This window comes from Falsiroseomonas sp. HW251, from assembly GCF_050563545.1.
In the GTDB taxonomy this organism is placed as follows: domain Bacteria; phylum Pseudomonadota; class Alphaproteobacteria; order Acetobacterales; family Acetobacteraceae; genus Falsiroseomonas.
This window is the reverse complement of the sequence record NZ_JBNXUM010000051.1, coordinates 12403-32409: the sequence shown is the minus strand read 5'-3', so window position 1 is coordinate 32409 and position 20007 is coordinate 12403. Positions and strand designations below refer to the sequence as shown.

Here is a 20007-nt window from a genome sequence, read left to right as displayed (position 1 = left end):
GGAGAAGATCGAGCGCGGGTACCTTGGGTCGCTGCTGCGGCTGACGCTGCCTCGTGCAAGGCACACTGGATGGGCGGCAGCCGCCCGGGGGCGAGCCTCCCGCGGCTCCTGGCACATGTTCCGGTCACCTGGGCCGAGCAACGCAGGGACTTTCAGCGACGCTGAACCGAGCCTGATGCGCCGCGACCGACCGAGATGGGTGGAAAGCGGATCCTGCGCGGCGCGCGGCTTGCAGCAGCCAGGCTCTTCCGAGATCGACCCTGGTCAATCCGGTGGGATGCCGGCGAACGCGACCGTCGTCCGCAGGAGCCTGCTGCAAGCAGGTGATCGACTTCGTCACTCCCCCGCTGCACGAACCACCTTGATGTCGGCCTGCGCCGCCCAGGCCTGGACATCCTCGCGGCGCAGCGCCGCCGCCATCAGGTCGGGGAACTGGTCGGGCGTGCAGGCGAAGACCGGCGCGCCGAGGGTCGCTACCTCGGCGGCAAGCGCAGCATCGAACGACGGGCGCCCGCTGTCACTCAGCGCCAGTAGGACGATCACGTTGACCCCCACGGCAACCAGCGTGGCCAGCCGCGCGAGCAGCGCATCCCGGCTGCCGCCTTCGTAGAGGTCGGAGATCAGGATCAGATGCGACTTGGTCGGCCGCTCGATCCGCTGCGCGCAATAGTCGACGGCCTGCGCAATGTCCGTCCCGCCGCCAAGCTGCACACCGAACAGCACCTCCACGGGGTCGGCAAGCTCGTCGGTGAGATCGAGCACCGCAGTGTCGAAGCAGACCAGCCGCGTCGTCACCACCGGCAGCGACGCCATCACGGCCGAGAAGATGGAGGCATAGACCACCGAGGTCGCCATCGATCCCGACTGGTCCACGCACAGCACTACCTCGTCGAGATCGACGAGACGACGCTGCCGGCGCTGGAAGCCGACCAGGCGCTGCGGCACGACGGTGCGGAGGTCAGGCTGGTAGTGATGCAGGTTCGCCTGGATGGTGCGCGGCCAGTCGATGTCCGCGAAGCGCGGGCGGCTGGTGCGGCGCGCCCGGTTCGCCGCGCCACGAAGTGCCTCCGCCGTACGGCGTTCCAGCCGCTCCATCAGCGCGGCCACGACCTTGCCGATGACCTCGCGCGCGATCGCCTTGGTCTTCTCCGGCATTACCGACCGCAGCGTCACGAGGTCCGCGACGAGGTTCACGTCGGCCTCGACGACCGCAAGGAACTCGGGCTCCAGCAGCATCTGCTTCAGGCCCAGGCGCTCGAAGGCGTCCCGCTGCACGATCTGCACGACGGGCGCCGGGAAATACCGGCGGATGTCGCCCATCCATGTCGCGACGCTGGGCGCGGAACGGCCGAGCCCGCCGCGTCCCCGCTTCTTCGTGTCGTCGCCATCGCCGTAGAGCGCGGTGAGCGCCGTGGAGAGGCGGCGGTCCGGGTCCGCCAGCGCCTCCTCCTCGCCACCGACGGCCAGGCGCCAGCGGCGCTCGCGTTCCTGGTCGGACATCAGCCGGGCTCCTTCGCCAGGATGCCGCGCAGCCGCGCGAAATGGCGCGCCCATGCCTGATCCGAGTCGGGCGCGAGAACGCGGCCGGGCAGCCCGCCGGAATTGCGGGCCAGCACGGCATCCAGCAGGCGCCGGCGCTGCATGCGGTCCAGCGCGGAGAGCACGCGCCGCAGCAGCGGCAGATGCTCCATGAAGTCGACGGGATCGAGCGCGACCAACCAGCGGTCAACGGCCTCCCGCAGCGCGGCATCGTGGATGAGCCTCTCCCCGCCGCCATCGAAGAAGCCGTCGAAGAAATCCGCCGCCTCGGCCGTCGCGCGGCCGGGCGAAAGCATGCGGCCGAGAAGCGTCGCCGCCGCCCCGGCGTCCATCGCCCCGGCCTCGTAAAGCAGGCGCGCCGCGGTGCCGGCCAGCAGCAGCGAGGCCTGCGCGTCAGCAACCAGCGCCGCCAGCGCCCCGCGCCAGGCCTGCAGCGTCCCGGCGTCCTCAAACAGGACCAGCGCGGCATCGGCGGCGCGCAAGGTCCGGCGCAGCGATGCCGCGGCCTCTCGGTCAAGGTTGCGCGCGGCATAGGGCAGCCCGATCGCGGCCTGGGCCGCGATGCGCCCGAACAGTCCGACGGCGGGGCCGAGGTCGGTCTGCCGCGCCTGGCCATAACGCAGGAGGTTCGCGAGCGGCGGCAGCGCCGCGAGCAACTCCCCGGCGTCGTCGGTATGCGCGGCACGCACATCGAGCAGCGCCATGCCCGCCGCGGCGGCGTCCGGCATCTGAGCGGTCAGCCCTTCCAGCACCAGTTCAGCCGCGTGGCCGAGGCTCTGCGCGTCCTGCAGCCGCCGCGCCAGGCGGCCTGCGGCGGCCTGCGCGATTGTCGGGCCAAAGACCAGGTTCTCGACCAGCCGTACGGCAAGCTCCGGCTCCCAGCGGAGGATCCAGCGCTCGCGGAAGGTGCCGCGACTGCCGCCAGGGTCTTGCAAGGTGCCCCAGGGAACGTCGAGCAGCAGCAGGCGATGCAGCAGCGTCGAACGCGCCAGCCCGGCCTCGCTGCGGAGGTCCAGCGCAAGCTCGCGGTCCAGCGCCTCCGGCTTCAGCTTCAGCCGCCTCTGCTCACGCGCGAGGTCTTCCAGCAGCGGCGCCTGCGGCGCGCCCTCGGCGACGCTGCCGACCTCGTTCCCGACCAGCAGCGGCCGCGCGACCTGTGCCCACATCGCGGCCTCGCCGAAGCAGAGGCAGGCCAGCGCGGCCTCGCGCAGCTCCTCGAAGCCCGGCGCGGGCCGGCCGCGCAGCGCGGCGAGCGCGACCGCGAGGCGCTGCGCCTCGATGATGGAGGCAGTGGAGATCAGGTGGCCCTCGGCGCGCAGCGCGGCGGCGATGCGGCCGAGCCATCGCGTGCTCGCGTGGGCGGCCGGCGTGTCCCAGAGATGCGCGCACCAGCCCGGTGCGACGACGCCGGCCCCGTAGCCGCTGTCGAAGGCGAGGCGCGGCGAGGTCCACGGTGCCCAGGTCGCGACCATCCGGCGCTTCGGGGCATCACGCAGCAGCGCACGATCGGCCGACAGCGGCACCTTCGCCGCCAGCGCCGGCGCGTGCCAGGCGCCACAGACCACCGCGACGGCGCCGTCGGTCTCGCGCCGCGCCCGCGCGATCTCGAGGCGCATATGCGCTTCCCGCGCGGCTTCGCGGTCCTTGGGCGGCGGCGCGGCCTCGCGCAGCACGGCCATGGCCTCGGCAACGGCCGCGAAGACCGGGCCGGGCTCCGGATTCTCCTCGATGACGTCGCGCCACCAGCTCTCGCCATCCTCGTAGCCCGCGGCCTTCGCCAGCACGCCGACGGGATCGCGCTGCAGCGGGTTGGTCTCCTCCGTCGCCGGCGGCGGCGCGTCTTCCGGCATCTCCGCCTCGCCCGCTTGCGGCACGCGCCAGGCCGAGGGTAGGTCGATGAAGCGGCACGCCGCCCCGTGCCGCAGCGTCCAGAGCGCTGCCTGGTATTCCGGCGAGAAGCGCGCCAACGGCCAGAACCGCGCATGGCCCGGCTCGTCCGGCGGATAGGCCAGCAGGGCGACCGGCGGGACCATGCCGGGCTCGCCCAGCAGTGGGATCAGCGGCGTCGCATCGGCCGGTCCCTCGATCAGCACGCAAGCTGGCTTCACCGCGTCCAGCGCCTCGACCAGACGGCGCGCAGACCCCGGCCCGTGGTGCCGGACGCCGAAGACGTGAAGGTCAGACAAGGCCGGCGAGCGCGGCGTAGTAGTCCGCGTAGTCCGACCGCTTCTTCATGACGGTCTCCAGGTATTCCTCGAGCACGACCTTGTCCTGAACGGGGTCCTTGACGATGGCGCCGATCATGTTCGGCGCGACGCCCTCCGCGCTCAGCGTGCCGCCATTGAAATAGGCGGCGTGCGACAGGCCGCCCATCATCACCGCGATCGCCTCCGCGGTGGACAGGCTGCCCGACGGCGTCTTCAGCGAGACCTTGCCGTCGCCGGTCTGGCCGTTGCGCAACTCGCGGAAGATCGCGACGACGCGGGCCACTTCCTCCGCCACGTTCTTCGGCGCGGGCAGGTCGAGGCCCGCGGCCATCTCGCCGACGCGACGGGTGACGATCGCGATCTCCTGCTCCATGTCGGCCGGCAGGGGCAGCACCACCACGTTGAAGCGCCGCTTGAGCGCCGAGGAGAGCTCGTTCACGCCCTTGTCGCGATGGTTCGCGGTCGCGATCAAGTTGAAGCCGCGCCGCGCATTGACGGCCGTGTTCAGCTCCGGCACCGGCATCATCTTCTCCGACAGCACGGTGATCAGCGTGTCCTGCACGTCCGATCCCATGCGGGTCAGCTCCTCCATCCGGCAGACCTTGCCGGCCTCCATCGCGCGCATCAGCGGTGTCGGCACCAGCGCGTCGCGGGACGGGCCGTGCGCCAGCAGCTGCGCGTAGTTCCAGCCGTAGCGGATCTGGTTCTCGTCGGTGCCGGCGGTGCACTGGATCACCAGGCCGGAATCGCCGCTGATCGCCGCGGCCAGGTGTTCCGACACCCAGCTCTTCGCCGTGCCGGGCACGCCGAGCAGCAGCAGCGCACGGTCCGTCGCGATCGTCGCGACGGCGGTCTCGATTAGCCGGCGGTCGCCGACATATTTCGGCGCGATCGGCGTGCCGCTCGCGTCGCCGCCTATCATGTAGGTCACCACCGATCGCGGGGAGAGCAACCAACCCGCCGGCCGCGGCCCGTCATCGGCGGCAGCGAGTGCCGCGAGTTCCGCGGCGTGGATCGTCTCCGCCGGCAGGCGCAGCAGGTCAGTCATGGCGTGTGTCCCGGGATGAGCATGGCATTGAGTCGCAGCGCATCGAGGCGCGGTTCGGCGATGGACAGCCCGCCCGCGACGAAGCGTTCGATCAGCGCGGCGGCAGCCGGCGCGTCGGCGAGCATGCCGAGGGCGAGGAGGCCCGCGGCGAGGAGGCGCTCGCGCGCCTGGCGCGCCAGCGGCTGCTCCTCGGCCGGCGTCGGCACCGTGGCAAGCAAAGCGGCGAGGCCCGGGCCCTCGACCTGCTTCAGGGTCAGCGCACCCGGATCGCCGGCAGCGAGGCGCAGGGGCAGCCGGAACTGCGGATCGGCGTCGCGGCGAAGCCGTTCCGCCACCAGCCGCAGCCGCTCCTCGCGCCCCAGCCGCGCGGCGAGCGAGGCCAGAGCCGTGTCGTGCAGCGCACCTGCCAGGGCGCGGTCGCGCAGCGCCGGCAGCAGCGCCGCCGAGCCGGTCTCCGCCGCCATCGCTTGCAGCAGGGCGCCCGCCTCGTCCTCACGCGGCGGCAGCAGGGCCAGCAGGCGGTGCTCCGACAAGCCGAGCGCGGCGGCGAGGCCGGGAAACCCGACCTCCTGCGCCAGGGCGGCGCGCCGCGCACGCGCCGCCGCGCCGGTCAGCGGGTTCACTTCCAACCGCTGGATCAGCAGCACGCGGCGCAGCGTGAAGAAGCCGGCGAGTTCCTGCTCCGCCGCGCGCGTCGCCTCGTCCGAGCCGGGGCCGAGCCGCGCGAGCAGCCCACGGGCAAGCTGCTTCGCACGCGGCGAGCGGTCATTCGCGAAGGCGGCCAGCAGGGGCGCGTCCTCCTCCTCCAGCAACTCCGCGAGCAGTTCCAGGATCTGCACGCGCCGGTCCGCCGGCTCCGACGGCGCGCGCGCGGCGATCAGGGTGCGGGCGGCGGCGGGATCGGCGCGGCGCAGGCGCCGCAATTCCGCACGACAGGCGCGCCAGGGCCATGCCGCCCAGCTCGCTTCCGTCAGCGCGGACGCGCCGGACGCGGCCTCGCCGCGCAGCCAGTCGAGCCAAGGGCCATAGGCATCGGGCAGCCAATCGTCGCCGGAGGCGGGCATCCAGTCCGCGGGATGCATGACGCGGCCGCGCGCGAGCATCAGGCCGATGAGCCTCGCCTTCTCCGCTTCGTCGCGGAGCGAGGCCATTAGCCGGCGCGCGATCTCGCGAGCGTCGTTCGGCGGCGCGGGCAGGCCGAGCCGCGGCAGAGGGGGCCGGTCTTCGAGTGGCGAGCCCGGCCGAAGGCGGAAGGCGACCTCCAGCGCCTGTCCGGCGATCGCGGCCAGCGCGAGTTCGCCGCCTGCGCCCGGCCCCGCGACGTCGCGCCATTCGGGCGGTGCCGCCTCCGCCGCCGGGCGGCCCGCCATCCAGGCGGCGCGCAGCGCCCCGAGCGCGGCCTCGATCTCACGCAAGGCCGAGCCGTCCCCAGTCGCTCTGGGCCGCCAGCAGCGTCAGGCGGCCACCGGACCACAGGCCGCAGGCAACCCGCAGGCGACTGCCGAGCGCCACCGGTGGCGGGGCTTCGACCAGCGGCAAGGCGGTGTCGCCACGGCGCCACCAGGCTGCGCCCGACCGCTCCGTGGCGATCCGGCCTTCCGGCAGCAGCACAGGCGCAAGCTGGGCCCAGGGCGAGGCCTCGAGCCGCGCGAGCCAGGCCGCGAGGGGATCGACATCGTCTGGCTCCGGCCAAGGCTGCTTCGGGGACAGCGATGCGCCGCGCTCGACGATCAGGGCGCGCAGCGGGGCGCGGGCGGGAAAGAAGGCCAGCGTCGCCTCGAACTGGTCGCCGGCGGCGAAGGCCGCGCTGCGCCGCCCCGCCGAGGCCGGGAAGTAGTCCAGCAGCAGCGCGAAGCGCGGGCCCTCGGGCCGCAGGTTCATCAGCCAGGTCGAGACGCTGACCAGCCCGTCGCGCCGCGTCGCGACCTGCTCGCCCACCGCTTCCCAGGTGCTGGCGCAGCGCGGCGCGTCGGGGGCGGTCAGCAGGTCCTCGCGGCTTTCGGTCACTGCGACCTCCCGCCGCAGTTCCGCATCCTCAGGCGCGGCGCGAAAGGCGCGGCAGAGCAGCACCAGCTTGCCGAACTCCACCAGCAACGCGTCGGGCCGCTCCGGCGCTGGCAGCGCCAGCAGGCGGGACGGCAACTCGTCAAGCCGTGCCGCAAGCGCGCCGGCCTTGCCGTCCACCAGCCGCGCCGCGATGCGGCGGCAGCGTTCGCCGGCTTCGCCGAGGAAGCCGACCAGCCCGGTGCGCAGTTGGTCGGCGGTCCAGCGGTCCAGTTCCTCGGTGGCCGCGAGCAGGCTCGCCTGGGTGTCCGCTGCACGCCTGGCCGCGGCGGCGGCCTTGCGTGCCTCGGAAGCAGGGTCCGGTGCCGCGTCCGGCTCGGGTCTGGCAGCGTCGTCGAGGCTCCTTGCGGCGTCGCCGCGGCTTGACGGCGGCGCGCCCTTGCGTCGCCGCCCCACCCATTCCGCCACCCAGGCCGGCGGTTCCGCGACGGGCATAGCGGCGCCGTCGACGACCATCCACATCAGGGCAAGGCCGTGCTTGCAGGGGAACTTGCGCGATGGGCAGGTGCACTTGCTTCCGACGTCGGTGACATCGGCCATGACGCGATATGGATTGGCGCCCGAGCCCTGGCATTCCCCCCAGACCAGAACGTCGTCCGCGCTGCGGCCAAGCCCCGACCACTTGGCCGGCCTGATAAGCCCAGCGGCGGCGTTCAGCGCCGCCTGGTCAGGTGCGGCTGTCTCAATCTGGCTACGGGAGAGCACCATAGGATCGGGGAAAGCCAATAGCCGATTTCGTTCTCCGCGGCAGCCTGATCTGTCTGGGCCCAAAGGTGCGCGTCTAGGCCGCGGCAGGAGACTTGTCGTCGCGGAACCGGGCGAAGACGCGGTCGATCTCGGACCTGGCTATCCCGGTATGTCAGTCGCTTTGGCGTCGGCAGGACGCCTTTCGGGCCTTCGTGCCGAATAGAAAGTTGGGCGGCAGCACTGCCCGAGCGGTGGAACGGCTGAAGGCCGCGAGCCGGTGCCGCCGAAAGTGACTCACGATCAACGACTTAAGCTTGAGGGTAAAATCGGCCAACCCTCAAGGTTCGGAGACTCTCCGCTCTCTCCGGCCCAAATTTGACGGTGATTCCGCCTTCGAACCATCAAGGTCCGGGCGGAAACCCTGGCCGAACCTGGGCTTCAGCGCGATGCGCCGTCGAGGAGAGACGGGTTGTGAGAAGGCCGACTGGAGCAGCAGTAGGAACTGGCGAACGAAAGTCTCTGGGCGCCTGCCGCTTCGCCGCTGACATTGATAGATCCCATTCGATCGCGAGGGCGCTGCCATATGCAGCGCGGCGCTGGGATCTACTTCCTCGTTCGAGTTGGCATACTTGGCTGTGCAAGAAGCGGCGCGCGTCCGAGCGCGTCGCCGGTGGCAGCCACGTGGTCACGCACCCGCCGGGCCAGAACGGTTGTAAAAAACGGAACCTAATCAACTTTCAGTTGACGAAAAATCTGTCGCGCTGTAGCGCTTTATTCATGGCACAAATCGACTGGCGATCTTCTTGGCTGAGCCGTCGGTCGCCGATACCGACCTTCGCCTCTGCCGCGCCCCTTGCGTACGCCTTCTGCTATAGCGCAGGTGGCGACCCGGCTTCGACATCCGTAGCCGCGCCGCTTGCTCCGGAGCACCCGCCGGGCCAGCACGAGCCGGGCACGACGCTTGCCGAGTTCTGGACGAACCTACTTTCATCCGGTACTGCAGATGCGCCGAGCGCCGGCGTGACGTCCGCCCCCGCCGCCGATCCCCTCGGCTCCCTGGACTTCGCGTTCGCCGCGCTGCCTCCCGCGGCGGCCGACGGTCCCGAGCCGACGCCGGACAGCCAGGACTATTTCGCTCTCGCAGTCCGAATCGATCCCGACGCGCTCCTGCTGGTTGGGAAGCCGACCACGACGGGCGGCGGCTCGACCGACACCTCCACCCGCCCCAAGGGGCCTAAGGACAGCGGCTCCGGCACCACCACCGACCCCACGCCGCCGCCGCCCACCAACACCGGCGGGACGGACACGACGCCGCCGCCGCCCACCAACACCGGCGGGACGGACACGACGCCGCCGCCGCCCTCGACGCTGCCGCCTTACCACCTGATGGTCTCCCGGGCGGCAGATTTCATCGGCTCGCTCGGCGTCAACACCCACATGGGCAACGCCGCCTATGGCGATGCTGCCAGCGTGCTCGACCAGCTCAACTTCATCGGCGTCCACCGCATCCGCGACTGGTTTCCGGAGTCTGTCTGGCCTCTTCAGTATGCCCAGCTCGGCACGCTCACCTCGTCCGGCGTCAAGCTCGATGCGCTACTGCCGAACATCAACCCGGTCGACCTGACCGGCCACCTCTCGGCGCTGACTGCCTTCGTCCGCGCCCACCCCGGCACGGTGACCTCGATCGAGGGGCCGAACGAGATCGATGCATCGCCGATCGTCTACCGCGGCCTGAACGGCATCGCCGCGGTGCAGGCACTCCAGCAAGACCTCTTTGCCGCCGTGAAGGGCACGGCGGAGTTGTCGAGCATTCCAGTCTACAACTTCACGACGGGCTGGCGGCCGCAGAGCGACTACGGCATCGGCGACATGTCACCCTATGCCGACTATGCCAACGTGCACGGCTACGTGCCGAACGGCATGCGTCCCGCCGACTGGCTGCCCGGCACCATCAATTCCTTCACGTCGAACATGCCGGGCAAGTCGATCATCTTGACCGAGACCAACTACTACACGCTGCCGCTCGATTCCAATTGGGGCGGCGTGAACGAGAACGTGCAGGCGAAGTATGGGCTCTACACCGCGCTCGATGATTGGAACGCCGGCATCGCCGCGACCTTCTTCTACGAGCTGCGCGACGAGGCCGCCGACCAGCAGCGCGAGCACAATTTCGGCCTGTTCCACGCGGACGGCACGCCCAAGACCTTTGCCATCGCCCTGCACAACTTGGCGGCAATCCTCGGCGATACAGGGCCGGCGGCGAACTCGTTCCAGCTCAACCCGGTCACGGTGTCGTTCTCGGGCCTGCCGAGCACGGCCGCGGCGCACCTCCTACAGAAGAGCGACGGCAGCTCGGACCTGGTGGTCTGGAACGAGCAGCAGATCTGGGACCCGGTGAACCACGTCCAGCTGGTCGCGACCACCGCCGACGTCACCGTGGTCCTCGACCGCAGCTTCTCGACGGTCGAGGTCTACGATCCCCTGGTCAGCGCGTCACCGCTTGCGACGTATCACGGGGTGAGCCAGTTCACCGTGCACCTCGCGGACGGCCCGCTGGTGTTCCACCTCATCTGACGCCGAGCCTTTTCGTCGACACGAAAAGGCTCCCTCAAACGCCGGCGCCCCTCCGGGGCTTGGCTTCGCGGCACTTGCCGCGGCCGTCATTCGGCGGCTCGGTCTGTAAGCGGGCCGCAAGTCAGCAGGAAAGTTCGGCGGTATAGGGCGGGGTTCAGGCGGAGCGTTGCTCCCGCACCTGCGGTGCGGCGCCGCTCTCCGCCTGGCGGACGCGCGTCGCCGCCGCGGCCCTGTCCGCGGCCTCGCCGCCGTCGCGGATCGAGCGGTACAGCGCTACCGTCTCGCTGTTCATCCGCTCCGCCGTGAAGCGCTCCAGGAAGCGCCGGTGGCCCCGCTCGGCGTAGCCCGCCAGCGTCTCGCGGGTCACTGAGCGGATCATCCCGGCGACCGTCTCCGGATCCGACAGCTCGAACAGCCGGCCGGTGATGCCATCGACGACGACGTCCCGCAGCCCACCTACCGGCGTGCTGAAGATCGGCAGACCGGAGCGCATCGCCTCGAGCGCGACGATGGGCAGCCCCTCCCAGCGCGAAGGCATGATGAGCAGGTCGGCGTGCTTGTAGAGCTCGACCACCTCGGCGCGATCTCGCCAGCCCAGCAGGGTGACGTTTTCCGGGATCGCGAGCTGCGCCTCGGCGGGGCCGACAACATAGTCGCCGACCGCGAAGCACTCCGCCGCATCGCCAAGCCTCGCCATCACGGCGAGGCAGAAATCGAAGCCCTTCTGACGGTCGAAGCGGCCGACGAACAGCACGCGCAGCCGGCCGCCGCGCGCGCTCTTCGGCGCTGCGACCGCCGGTGCCGCCGGCAGCGTCGCGATGCCGTTCTCGATCACCACGCATTTGCTGGCCGGGATGCCCTCAGCGACGGCATCGGCCATCTCGGCATGGGACACGCAAACGATCCGGTCGGTGACGCACGCGAGCAGCCGTTCGGCGGCGACGATCAGCGGCCGCACCGAGCTTGTGCGGGAGAACGCCCAACCATGCGGGCTGTAGACCACCTTGGGGCGGCGGAAGCTGAATGCTGCGCGCAGCCGCGCCATCACGCCGGCGAAGGTCGAGTGGACGTGCAGAATCTCCGCCCTGCTGTCGTCGAGGAGGCTGCCGGTCAGCCTGCCCAGGCGCAGCAGCCCGGCGACCGAGCCGCGGCGGTGCTCGAAGGTGCGGACGACGAGCTTCGGGCTGTCGATCGCCGCGATGGGGGCGGCATTGACCTCCGGCCCGAGCACGGAGACGGCCGCGACATCGGGCGAGCGCGCCTGGAAGGCCACCGCCTCCTGCAAGTAGCTCAGCACCCCGCCGCCCGGCGCTTCCGTCACATGCGCAAGGCGAAGCGGACGGGTTGTTGCGACCTTCGAGTCAGCGAGCATGCGGCACTCGGCTCCGGGCTACGGCGTCATGCGCTGGCCAGCGCATGGCGGCGGTCATGTGCAAGGGAATGTCAGTACGCCCCGGAGCCGGCAAGGACGACACGGACGGTGCGCAACAGGATCCAGGCGTCGAGCCAGACCGACCAGTTGCTGACATAGAAGGCGTCAGCGACCTCGCGGATCTTGAGGTCGCTGTTGCTGCGCGACGTGACCTGCCAGAGGCCGGTCAGGCCGGGCGGCACGTCGCGGCGCAGCGCCTGGCCGGCAGGGCTGTATCGCTCGACCTCGCGGGTCGGCATGATGCGCGGCCCGACCAGGCTCATGTCACCGCGGACGATGTTCCAGAGCTGCGGCAGCTCGTCGATGCTCGAGCGGCGCAGGAAGCGGCCCACCTTGGGGATGATGCGCGGGTCGTTGCGCAGCTTCAGCGTGCGCTCGAATTCGAAGCGGGCGGCGGGGTTGCTCGCGAGGTACTCGGCGAGCCGCTTCTCGGCGTCGGTGACCATCGAGCGCAGCTTGTAGATCTTTACGGGCTGACCATCGATGCCCTCCCGCGTCTGCGAGAAGAAGGCCGGCCCGGGGCTCGCCAGCTTCACCGCAATGGCGGCGATCGCGATGACCGGAGCCGCGGCGATCAGGATCGGGAGCGCGACGAGGATGTCGACCATCCGCTTGGCACGCCGCTGGCCTTCGGAGAAGCGCGCCTGCCGCACTTCGGTCGCGAGATAGGGCCCGATCGGCCGCGGCCGGGCCCAGAGGTTGCCGAGCAGCGTCGCGTCGCTCAGCACCAGCACGCGAGGGAATGATTCGGCCAGCGTGCCGGCGAGCTGCTCGCGGCGGACATCGTCGGGCCGCAGCGCGATCAGCACGTGGCTCACCGGCCAGGGGAAGCTGCGGCGCTGGATCGACTCGAACGGGCCTTGTACCGGCACGCCGTGGACCGAGGGCGTCGCCAGGGTGCCGGCATCGCCGAACACCGCGACCGGCACCATGCCGAGCTCCGGGTCGGCGCGCATCTCGCGGATCACCGCCTCGGCTAGCGGGCCGTCGCCTACGACCAGGTAGGGCATGCAGTAGTAGCCGGCGCGGATCAGCGTGGAGCGGGCGAAGCTGCGGGCGAAGTAGGCGGCCGGGATCAGCAGCAGCCAGATCGCAAGGCCGAAGAAGCGGTAGGGCTCGGTTTCCTCCGCCGCGAGCAGCGCGATCAGGTGGGCGAGCGCGATCACCAGCGTGGTCAGCACCGACCGCCGCAGTTCCTCCGCGTGCGGCATGCCGAAGGACGGGTAGAGGCTGACGAGGTAGCGCAGCAGCAGCCAGCAGCCGAACACCGGCCACAGGCCCCAGAACAGCGGCGGCGCATCCCAGATCACTGCGCGCGCGGCGAAGACGACGGCGGTGCAAAGGATGAAGGCGACCACCTCGGCCAGCGCCAGCCCGATGCCGGAGAACAGCCTGGCGTGCTGGAAGCGCGGCGCGACGGTGGCTGCAACCGGGGCGCTCACGTCAGCCGCGTCCCGCCGGGCCAGGACCCTGCTTGCTCCGCTCTGCATCGACGGCGCACTCCTTCAGCACCCTGGGGATCTGGTGGGGTCGGGCCGGTCCACCGGCGCCTGTGCGAACGGTGTCCAGCGCCACCGGCTAGAACGCTCTGCCGGCGTTGTGCCGTAGGAGCAGCCAGTCGCGAAACCACCCAATACAAATCATAAAATGCGGCCTGATCACCAAGGTCCAGAATGATAGACGCGTACGGGGCCGTCAACCGCGGCACATGGCGGCAAACGCGGAAGATTTAGAATTAGTGTTCGGGACGCGTGTTCAGCATGTGCTCGCGCAGCGCCAGGCGCATCAGCTGCTCGGCGGCAGTGGCATCCGACACGCTCTGCTCGACCTGCTCCATGCTCGCCTCGCCGCGCCGGAACAGAAGGCCGATGCGCGTGCGTCGCGCCTCGGCATCGAGGAACGCCGCACAGCTGTCGCGCAGCGCCATCGCGGTCTCGCCGACCGGCGCATCCCCGCCGACCGTGCGGAAGGTCTCGAGCGCACGGAGCAGCCCGGCCTGGGCGGCGATCACCGCAGCTCGCAGCCTGCCCTGCTCCTCCTCGCCCGCGGCCGGCGTGTCGAGGCTCAGCACATAGGCGTCGAGGTGCTTGAGGAAGTAGAGCGCGGCGGCGACCAGGGCCTGCTCGGCGTCGCGCGGCGTGGCCAGGGCAGCGGGCTCGCCAACGCGCTCCGCCGTCTCCATGCGGTTGAGCAGCGCGACGACGCCGGTCGCCGCACCGTCGGCGGACGGCTCGGCCACGGGCGGCGCTATCCCGGTCTTGCGCGCGAAGAGGCGCGCGCGCGAATCATTTGCATCGGCTTGGCTTGTGATCAGCTCCGACGCCTGGCGAGCCAGATCCTTCAGCGCAGAGACCTGGTCGTCGGCCCATTCGCGCGGCTTGGTGTCCAGAACGCAGACGGTGCCGATCGCCTCGCCATCTGCCAGCATAATCGGATAGCCGGCATAGGCCACGACCCCGCCCTCCCGCACGGCGGGATGGTCCTGGAAGTCGGGGCTCAGCCGCGCATCGGAGATGACCAGCGGCTGGCGCGCCGCGACGGCGTAACGGCAGAGCGACATCGCCAGCGTCGTTTCCTGCTCGGCGCGGAAGACGCCGGACGGGTCCTGGGCGCTCTTGAAGAATTGACGGTCGTCGGCGACCAGCGAGACCAGCGCCACCGAGGCGTCCATGGCCTTCGACGCGGCCGAGGTGATGTTGTCGAAGGGCTGCTCCGGCGGGCTGTCCAGCAGGCCCGTCCGACGCAGGGCCACCAGGCGCTTGGGATCGGCGATCGGATCGGTAGGCTGCGACATCGGGTGACTTCCCAGGTTTGAGCGCCCGGAGCCTCTGCCCCTCGACTCCGACGCGGCTCGATTACACGAGACTCGGCCCTTCAGCACCACCCCAGATGGTGAGCGTGCCTCGGAGTTTCGGGCCCCGTTGGCCGGTGAGCGAGCTGGACTGCCACGGTTTGACCGGTGTCTACCTGGCCGGCGCGCGGTGGCAGGCGCCCTCGACCGCGCGTGCCACGAAGCAGGCGCCGGCGCCGAGCGCCAGCCACATCATCGGCGTGCGGTAGGTGTCTGTGGTGATGCCGGTGACCAGGATACCGGCGGCGTTCATGATGATGGAATAGGCGATGGGCGGCACCGCGCCGCCTCGCCCGGCGAGGCGCAGGCCGGCACGGCGGACCGCCAGGATCAAAGTGCCCCAGACCAACAGCCAGCCGGCCAGCCCGACCAGCCCGAGCTCGGCGGCGATGCGGGCATAGAGGGAATAGGTGTTCGGCCAGGGTGCCTCCGGGTGAACCAGCGAAGCGCCGATCTCCGGGCTAAGGAACCCCCAGGCCGGCATGTGCAGCGCGGCGAGGAAGGCGAACTGGCCGAGGCCCGCGCCGAGGATCGGCTGGGCGGCGAAGATGTTCAGCGCCGTCAGCTGGTAGGCCAGGCGCGACAGGTCCGACACCGAGTCGCCGGCGATGACCTCGGCCACCAGCCGGTCGAGGCTCGAGACATAGGCCGCCACGCCGCCGGCGATCCCGGCGAGCAGCAGCAGCGCGGCGCCACGCGCCGCCGCCGCGTCGACTCGCCCGTCGCTGGGTAGGAACAGCAGCCGCAGCGCGCCGAAACAGGCGAGGTTGGCGGCCAGGAGCAGCCAGCCGGTGCGCGCCTGCGATGCGACGATCAGCACGGTGAAGGCCGCCAGCAGACCGAGATGGACAAGCCGCCGCGTGCCGCGGGTCATCATCACCGCGCAGAGCAGCCACGGCCAGGCGAGGCCGGCGAAGTTGCCGAAGGCCGGCGGCTCGAAGGAGAGGGTACGCAGGCGCGGATCCCAGCCCTCGACCAGTTTGAGGTTCACCGCATTGTCCCAGGGATTGACCTCGCGGTCGGAACCGGCGTGGACCGCCGCGTCGATGGCGGTGAAGACGGGCAGCGTGGTCCCTGCCCGGTGCGCGCCCTCTAGCACGCCGTAGCCGATGCAGACCACGGCACTAAGGCAGACCGGCAGGATCAGGCAGGCATACCAACGCCCCGGCACCACCCGGCAGGCCAACCACGCCAGCGCGATCCCGTAGACGATGACGCCGGCCGAGGTGAGAATCTTGGTTGCACCGCTGCGGCCGTGGAAGCTGGCCGTGGCGATCTCCGCGGCGTTGAACAGCCCCGATAGCAGAACGGCGCCGAGCATCACCGCGCCAAGGCAGAGGACCTGCGCCGAGCCCAGCGGCGGCCGCACCGCGCCAACCAGCGCGCTACCGACGGTCCGCAGCACCTGCACGACCATCGCCGCGGCGAAGCAGTAGAACGACGCCTCGTTGCTCAGCTCGCCAATCGCGCCGACGCCAGGTATGGCGTCGAACGGCACGGCGAAGACGCCGAGCGCGAAGAGCAGCGCGACGAGCCTATCGACCACGCCCGGACACCGCGATGCGATCGCCGCGCAGGATCGTCGGCACGATGCCGAGCGTCACCGCGGTCCCGCCGATCTCCGCCCGCAGCGTGCGCCCCGGATCGGCCGAGCGGAGCCAGGCGACGACGTGCTCGACGCCGTCGTCGCGGAACAGCAGGGCCTGTATAAGGGGATCGCCGGTCTCTAGCCGGCGGACGAAGTCCAGCCGCAATAGCCGAGGGAACAGCGCGCTGTCGGGCCCGGCCTTGGGCTCGCCGTTGGCGGCGACCAGGCCGAAATGGGATTCTGGGTTCAGCGGCTCGTCGCGCGAATCCTTCCACTCGTACCAGACCGTCGCCGACACGCCGCTAGCGAGGTTGGCGAGATAGGTGCGTGCGAGATAGGCGGCCTGGGACGCTGCACCGACTACGGAGCTGGGATAGCCCCACTCGGTGGAGAGCATCGGGAGGCTGCGGGCGCGCGGCGACAGGCGGTCGAGGAAGCCGCGGCTGGTGGCGTTCTCGGCCGCCACGCTCTCCGGATCCGGCTGTACGCCACCCTGGATGCGATAGCTGTGCGCGCTGAGCCCGTCGAGGCAGTCGAGCGCCCCGGTCCGGGACAGGCTGTAGAAGAATTGCGGCGCGCGGTGCGGCAGCGCGGCCGTGGCGGGCGCGAGCACGGCGGCGTCCGGCGCGGCGGCCTTGATGGCGTGGCAGGCTGCCTCAACCAGCTGCGCATAGGCGTCCGGCTGCGGCGCCGGCGGCCAGAAGATCCGTGAGTCCGGCTCGTTCCATATCTCCCAGGTGACGCCTTGCGCGGCGTAGCGCGCGGCCGCGGCGGCGGCGAAGCGGGCGAAGGCGGCCCGCTCGGCCTCGCTGCCCGGCGGCGCGGCGACGCGCGTCCAGCGCGCGCCGGGATGCGGCGGCAGGTCCAGCATCGGACTGTAGAGCGGGTTGCCGGTGCCGAGGATGACCATTGAGCCGAGGCCGACGCGCCCGAGCCGCTCGATGAAGGCATCGGGTCCGGACCAGTCGAAACGGCCCGGCGCTGTCTCGACCGCGTCCCACGCAATTCCCCAACGGACGAAGCCGATGCCGAGGGCGCGGATCCGCTCGAGGTCGGCGGGCCCGATATGCCAGACCTGAACGTGGATCCCGAGGCCCGTGGGCAGCCGCCCCGCCGCTTGCGCCGGCGACAGCCACGTCCCGAGCATCAGCAACATCGCCCAGGCCAGGCTGCGTCGCGACCTCGCGCGGCGTCTCACCGCTCGCGCCTCGTCCCTGCAGCCTCGGTGGGGGTGGCGGCCGCGATTACCTCGACGCTGTCGCCGGGCTGCAGGGCGGTGTCGAGCCCGGCCCGCAGCGACGCGGTCGCCCCGTCGACGAGGCGCCGGACGATGATTTCGGGGGCCGCGGCACCGCCATCCGCGTCCAGCTGCCCGTCGGACCGGCTGGCGATGCGCTCGCGCGCCGATTGCAGCCGGAACTGAGCCTTGGCGGCCTCGGCAACGGCGTCGCGCAGCAGCTCCAGCTGGTTGGCGCGGCGCTGGTCGTCGAAGGTCTGCAACTGCTGGTCGCGCTCCTCCGTTTCGCGCCTCGCCTGCGCCAGGCGCACCTGGACGTCGAGAAGCTGGGTGCGTGCCTGCGCCAAGCTGCGCTCGGAGGCTTCTGCCCTGGCCGACGTGCCGACGCCGCGCTGCAGCAGGTCGGTGGCGCGGCCGGCCTCGGTGACCGCCTGCTCGTAACTCGCGCGGTGCTGCCGCTCCGCCTCCTCGAGCACGCGGACCTCGGCGCGCGCCACCGCGAGCATGCGCTCCAGGCGGGTCTTCTCGTTTGCCCTGGCCTGGCGCTCCGCCTCCATCTGCCGCGCTTCGGCTGCGACGATGTTGCGCAGGATCGCTTCCGGCACGGCTTGCGTGCCGGTGATCGTCGCGGGATTCAAACTCGCCGTCCCCGCCAGCTCCGCCTCCAGCCGCGCGATCCGGGTCTGCTGACGCGCCAAGTCGATGGCAGTGGCGCCATAATCAGCGCGCGCCTCCGAAGCCTGCGCCGCCGTCGTCCGGCCAAGCCCGCGGCTGACATCGAGCCCGCCGGCGAGCGCCACCGCGGCGCGCACGGTCATGCCGGGACGATACCGGTACTCGCCGGGACGGGCGACGTCGCCGTCCACGTAGACCGGGCCGTATTCGTAGACGGAGACGATGGTCCGCCCGCGTTGCACAACGTTGCGAGCCACCAACAGGGCCTGGATGCGCTGGCCGAGCTCGGCCAGGCCGACATCGGTCGCCCGCACCTGACCGATCACCGGCAGGGTGATGTCGCCGTTGCCGTCCACGGTGACGCGGCGGTTCATGGTCGGCGCGCCGGCGACCGACAGCTCCAGCACGTCGCCACGCCGGGCCAGGTAGTCCGCCCGCGCCAGCGCTGGCGCGATCAGGACAAGGCCGAGGAGCAGGCCGCCGCGCAGGATCGCCGCGATCACCGCGGTTCCGCCGCCGCAACGCGCGGCCCCGGCGTCGCATGGGCCGGGTCGTAGGTGTGCAACTGCGCGGGATCGGCGCGCGCGACGACCAGGCCGGCCAGCCGCGCCCCGCTGTCACGGATCAGGAGCAGCGCCTCCCGCAGCACGGTCCAGGAGGTGCTGCCCCAGCGCACCACGACGATCACCTGGTCCGCCAGCCGAGCCAGCACCAGCGCGTCGCCGGTCGCCAGCAGCGGCGGCGTATCGAGCAGCACGGCATCGAAGCGTCCCCGCCACGCCGTGAGGCAGTCGCGCAGCCGGTCGGAGCCGAGCGTCGCCAGCGGATGCGCCTGGGCGCCGCCGGCGGTGAGCACATGCACCCCGCTGGCGCGATCCACCCGGATCGCATCGTCCGCCGCGCGACCGGCATCCAGGCTGTCCGCGAGTCCGGGGGCGGGCGCGAGGTCGAACAGGCGATGCTGGGACGGCGTGCGCAGGTCGGCGTCGATGAGCAGCACGCGCTGCCCGCTGGCCGCCATTGAGGCGGCGAGCGCGGCAGCGGTGGTGGAGGTGCCCTCGGCGGGCAGCGCCGCGGTCAGCAGCAGCACCGCGCCGCGCGCCGGATCCGGCCGCACCAGGGTCGAGACGACGGCATTCAGCGAGGCGACCGACGCGGCGTAGCCGGGCCCGGCATTGCGCCATTCGCCGCCGGCGGCCTCGGGCATGACGCCGAGCGCGCGCAAGCCGCGGCGCGCAATCTCCTCGCCACCCAGCACGGTCTGCTGCATCCGGAACTCCTTCAGCAGCACCGCGCCGAGGCCGGCCGCGATCGCGCAGAAGGCGCCGATGCCAAGCACCAGCCCGGGATTGGGCAGTGTGGGCGCCGGCGGTGGCGCGGCGGGGGCGAGGACCGACATGCGCACAATCTGGAAGCCGGCACGCTCGGCCAGGCTGAGCCGGTCGAGGAAGCCCTCGTCCTCGGCGGCGAAGCGGGAGAGCGCGTTGACGATCGCCGCCGCCAGCTCGGGATCGGACGAGGCGTAGGAGACGCGCAGCAGTCCCGAGCGCCCGACGCGGTCGATGACGACACCGCCGCGCAGCGCATCGGCCACCGCATCGACCGGTGCCAGCGGCCCGGCCGCATCGCGCGCCGCAGGCCGGCCAAGCAGGGCTGCGACGGATCGCCGCAGCCGGATCAGCAGCGGCGGCTCCTGACGGACGGCGCGGGCGAATTCCGGCCGGCGGTCGAGGCCGAGTTCGCCGGCGACGTGACGAAGCGCGGCCTGCGAACGCAGCAGCGCCGTCGCGCCGTCGATGTCAGGCTCGCCGCGGATGGGGTCGCGGGCCTGCTCGCCGGCAAGGTCAGGCTGCCTGATGCCCACCAGCAGCATCGACTGGGCCACGAAGCGGTCGGGCACCAGCAGAAGATAGGCCGGCGCCAGCAGCAGGATTGGCAGGAACACCAGCAGGAAGCGCCATTTCCGGCGCCAGAGGATGCGGAGGCCTCGCGCGACGCTCGCCCGGGGATCGGGCGGCAGTTCGGCCGCACTGTCCAGCCAGGCGGCGTCCAGGTCGCCCGCATCGGCCAACGTCCTCCGTGGAATAAACCGCGCTCCCCTCAAT

Annotated in this window: 13 protein-coding genes; 1 reads left to right on the top strand and 12 read right to left on the bottom strand. The window is 71.4% G+C overall.

The features are described from left to right. Positions 1-336: 336 nt before the first annotated feature. From ACLF3M_RS33630 to ACLF3M_RS33610, 5 genes are read right to left on the bottom strand one after another with little or no spacing between them, the layout of a single operon-like run. Complete coding sequence (locus ACLF3M_RS33630) at positions 337-1500, bottom strand: VWA domain-containing protein (protein WP_430661392.1); 1164 nt, start codon at positions 1498-1500, stop codon at positions 337-339. Further along, a complete protein-coding gene (locus tag ACLF3M_RS33625; RefSeq protein ID WP_430661391.1) occupies positions 1500-3725 on the bottom strand; it encodes a DUF5682 family protein in 2226 nt (741 codons plus the stop codon). The genes ACLF3M_RS33630 and ACLF3M_RS33625 overlap by 1 nt, the downstream gene beginning before the upstream one ends. Continuing rightward, on the bottom strand, positions 3718-4794 hold the full coding sequence (locus ACLF3M_RS33620; RefSeq protein WP_430661390.1) for an ATP-binding protein: 1077 nt from the start codon (positions 4792-4794) through the stop codon (positions 3718-3720). Before ACLF3M_RS33620 ends, ACLF3M_RS33625 begins: the two co-directional genes overlap by 8 nt. After that, the gene (locus tag ACLF3M_RS33615) at positions 4791-6209 is read right to left on the bottom strand and encodes a DUF5691 domain-containing protein (protein ID WP_430661389.1); all 1419 of its coding nucleotides are present in this window, start codon (positions 6207-6209) and stop codon (positions 4791-4793) included. Before ACLF3M_RS33615 ends, ACLF3M_RS33620 begins: the two co-directional genes overlap by 4 nt. After that, positions 6202-7566: an SWIM zinc finger family protein gene (locus ACLF3M_RS33610; protein ID WP_430661388.1), complete on the bottom strand. Its 1365-nt coding sequence runs from the start codon at positions 7564-7566 to the stop codon at positions 6202-6204. Before ACLF3M_RS33610 ends, ACLF3M_RS33615 begins: the two co-directional genes overlap by 8 nt. 999 nt (positions 7567-8565) lie before the next feature. Between ACLF3M_RS33610 and ACLF3M_RS33605 the strand changes: the two genes are divergently transcribed. Next, positions 8566-10119 (top strand): hypothetical protein, encoded by a 1554-nt coding sequence (locus ACLF3M_RS33605; protein ID WP_430661387.1) that lies wholly within the window; start codon positions 8566-8568, stop codon positions 10117-10119. Positions 10120-10273: 154 nt separating this feature from the next. On the opposite strand, the gene ACLF3M_RS33600 is transcribed toward ACLF3M_RS33605, so the two are convergent. From ACLF3M_RS33600 to ACLF3M_RS33570, 7 genes are all read right to left on the bottom strand, one after another. Beyond that, on the bottom strand, positions 10274-11491 hold the full coding sequence (locus tag ACLF3M_RS33600) for a glycosyltransferase (RefSeq protein WP_430661386.1): 1218 nt from the start codon (positions 11489-11491) through the stop codon (positions 10274-10276). 71 nt (positions 11492-11562) lie between these two features. Further along, positions 11563-12993, bottom strand: coding sequence for an exopolysaccharide biosynthesis polyprenyl glycosylphosphotransferase (locus ACLF3M_RS33595; protein WP_430661385.1), 1431 nt, complete (start codon positions 12991-12993; stop codon positions 11563-11565). Positions 12994-13286: 293 nt separating this feature from the next. Beyond that, a complete protein-coding gene (locus ACLF3M_RS33590; protein ID WP_430661384.1) occupies positions 13287-14345 on the bottom strand; it encodes a GAF domain-containing protein in 1059 nt (352 codons plus the stop codon). 169 nt (positions 14346-14514) lie between these two features. Beyond that, a complete protein-coding gene (locus ACLF3M_RS33585) occupies positions 14515-15948 on the bottom strand; it encodes an O-antigen ligase family protein (RefSeq protein ID WP_430661383.1) in 1434 nt (477 codons plus the stop codon). Beyond that, positions 15938-17188 (bottom strand): hypothetical protein, encoded by a 1251-nt coding sequence (locus ACLF3M_RS33580; RefSeq protein ID WP_430661382.1) that lies wholly within the window; start codon positions 17186-17188, stop codon positions 15938-15940. The genes ACLF3M_RS33585 and ACLF3M_RS33580 overlap by 11 nt, the downstream gene beginning before the upstream one ends. Next, positions 17185-18405 carry a polysaccharide biosynthesis/export family protein gene (locus tag ACLF3M_RS33575; RefSeq protein ID WP_430661381.1) on the bottom strand — a complete coding sequence of 407 codons (1221 nt, stop codon included), beginning with the start codon at positions 18403-18405 and terminating at the stop codon, positions 17185-17187. The genes ACLF3M_RS33580 and ACLF3M_RS33575 overlap by 4 nt, the downstream gene beginning before the upstream one ends. Then, on the bottom strand, positions 18402-19973 hold the full coding sequence (locus tag ACLF3M_RS33570) for an AAA family ATPase (RefSeq protein WP_430661380.1): 1572 nt from the start codon (positions 19971-19973) through the stop codon (positions 18402-18404). The genes ACLF3M_RS33575 and ACLF3M_RS33570 overlap by 4 nt, the downstream gene beginning before the upstream one ends. Between the last annotated feature and the right edge of the window lie 34 nt (positions 19974-20007).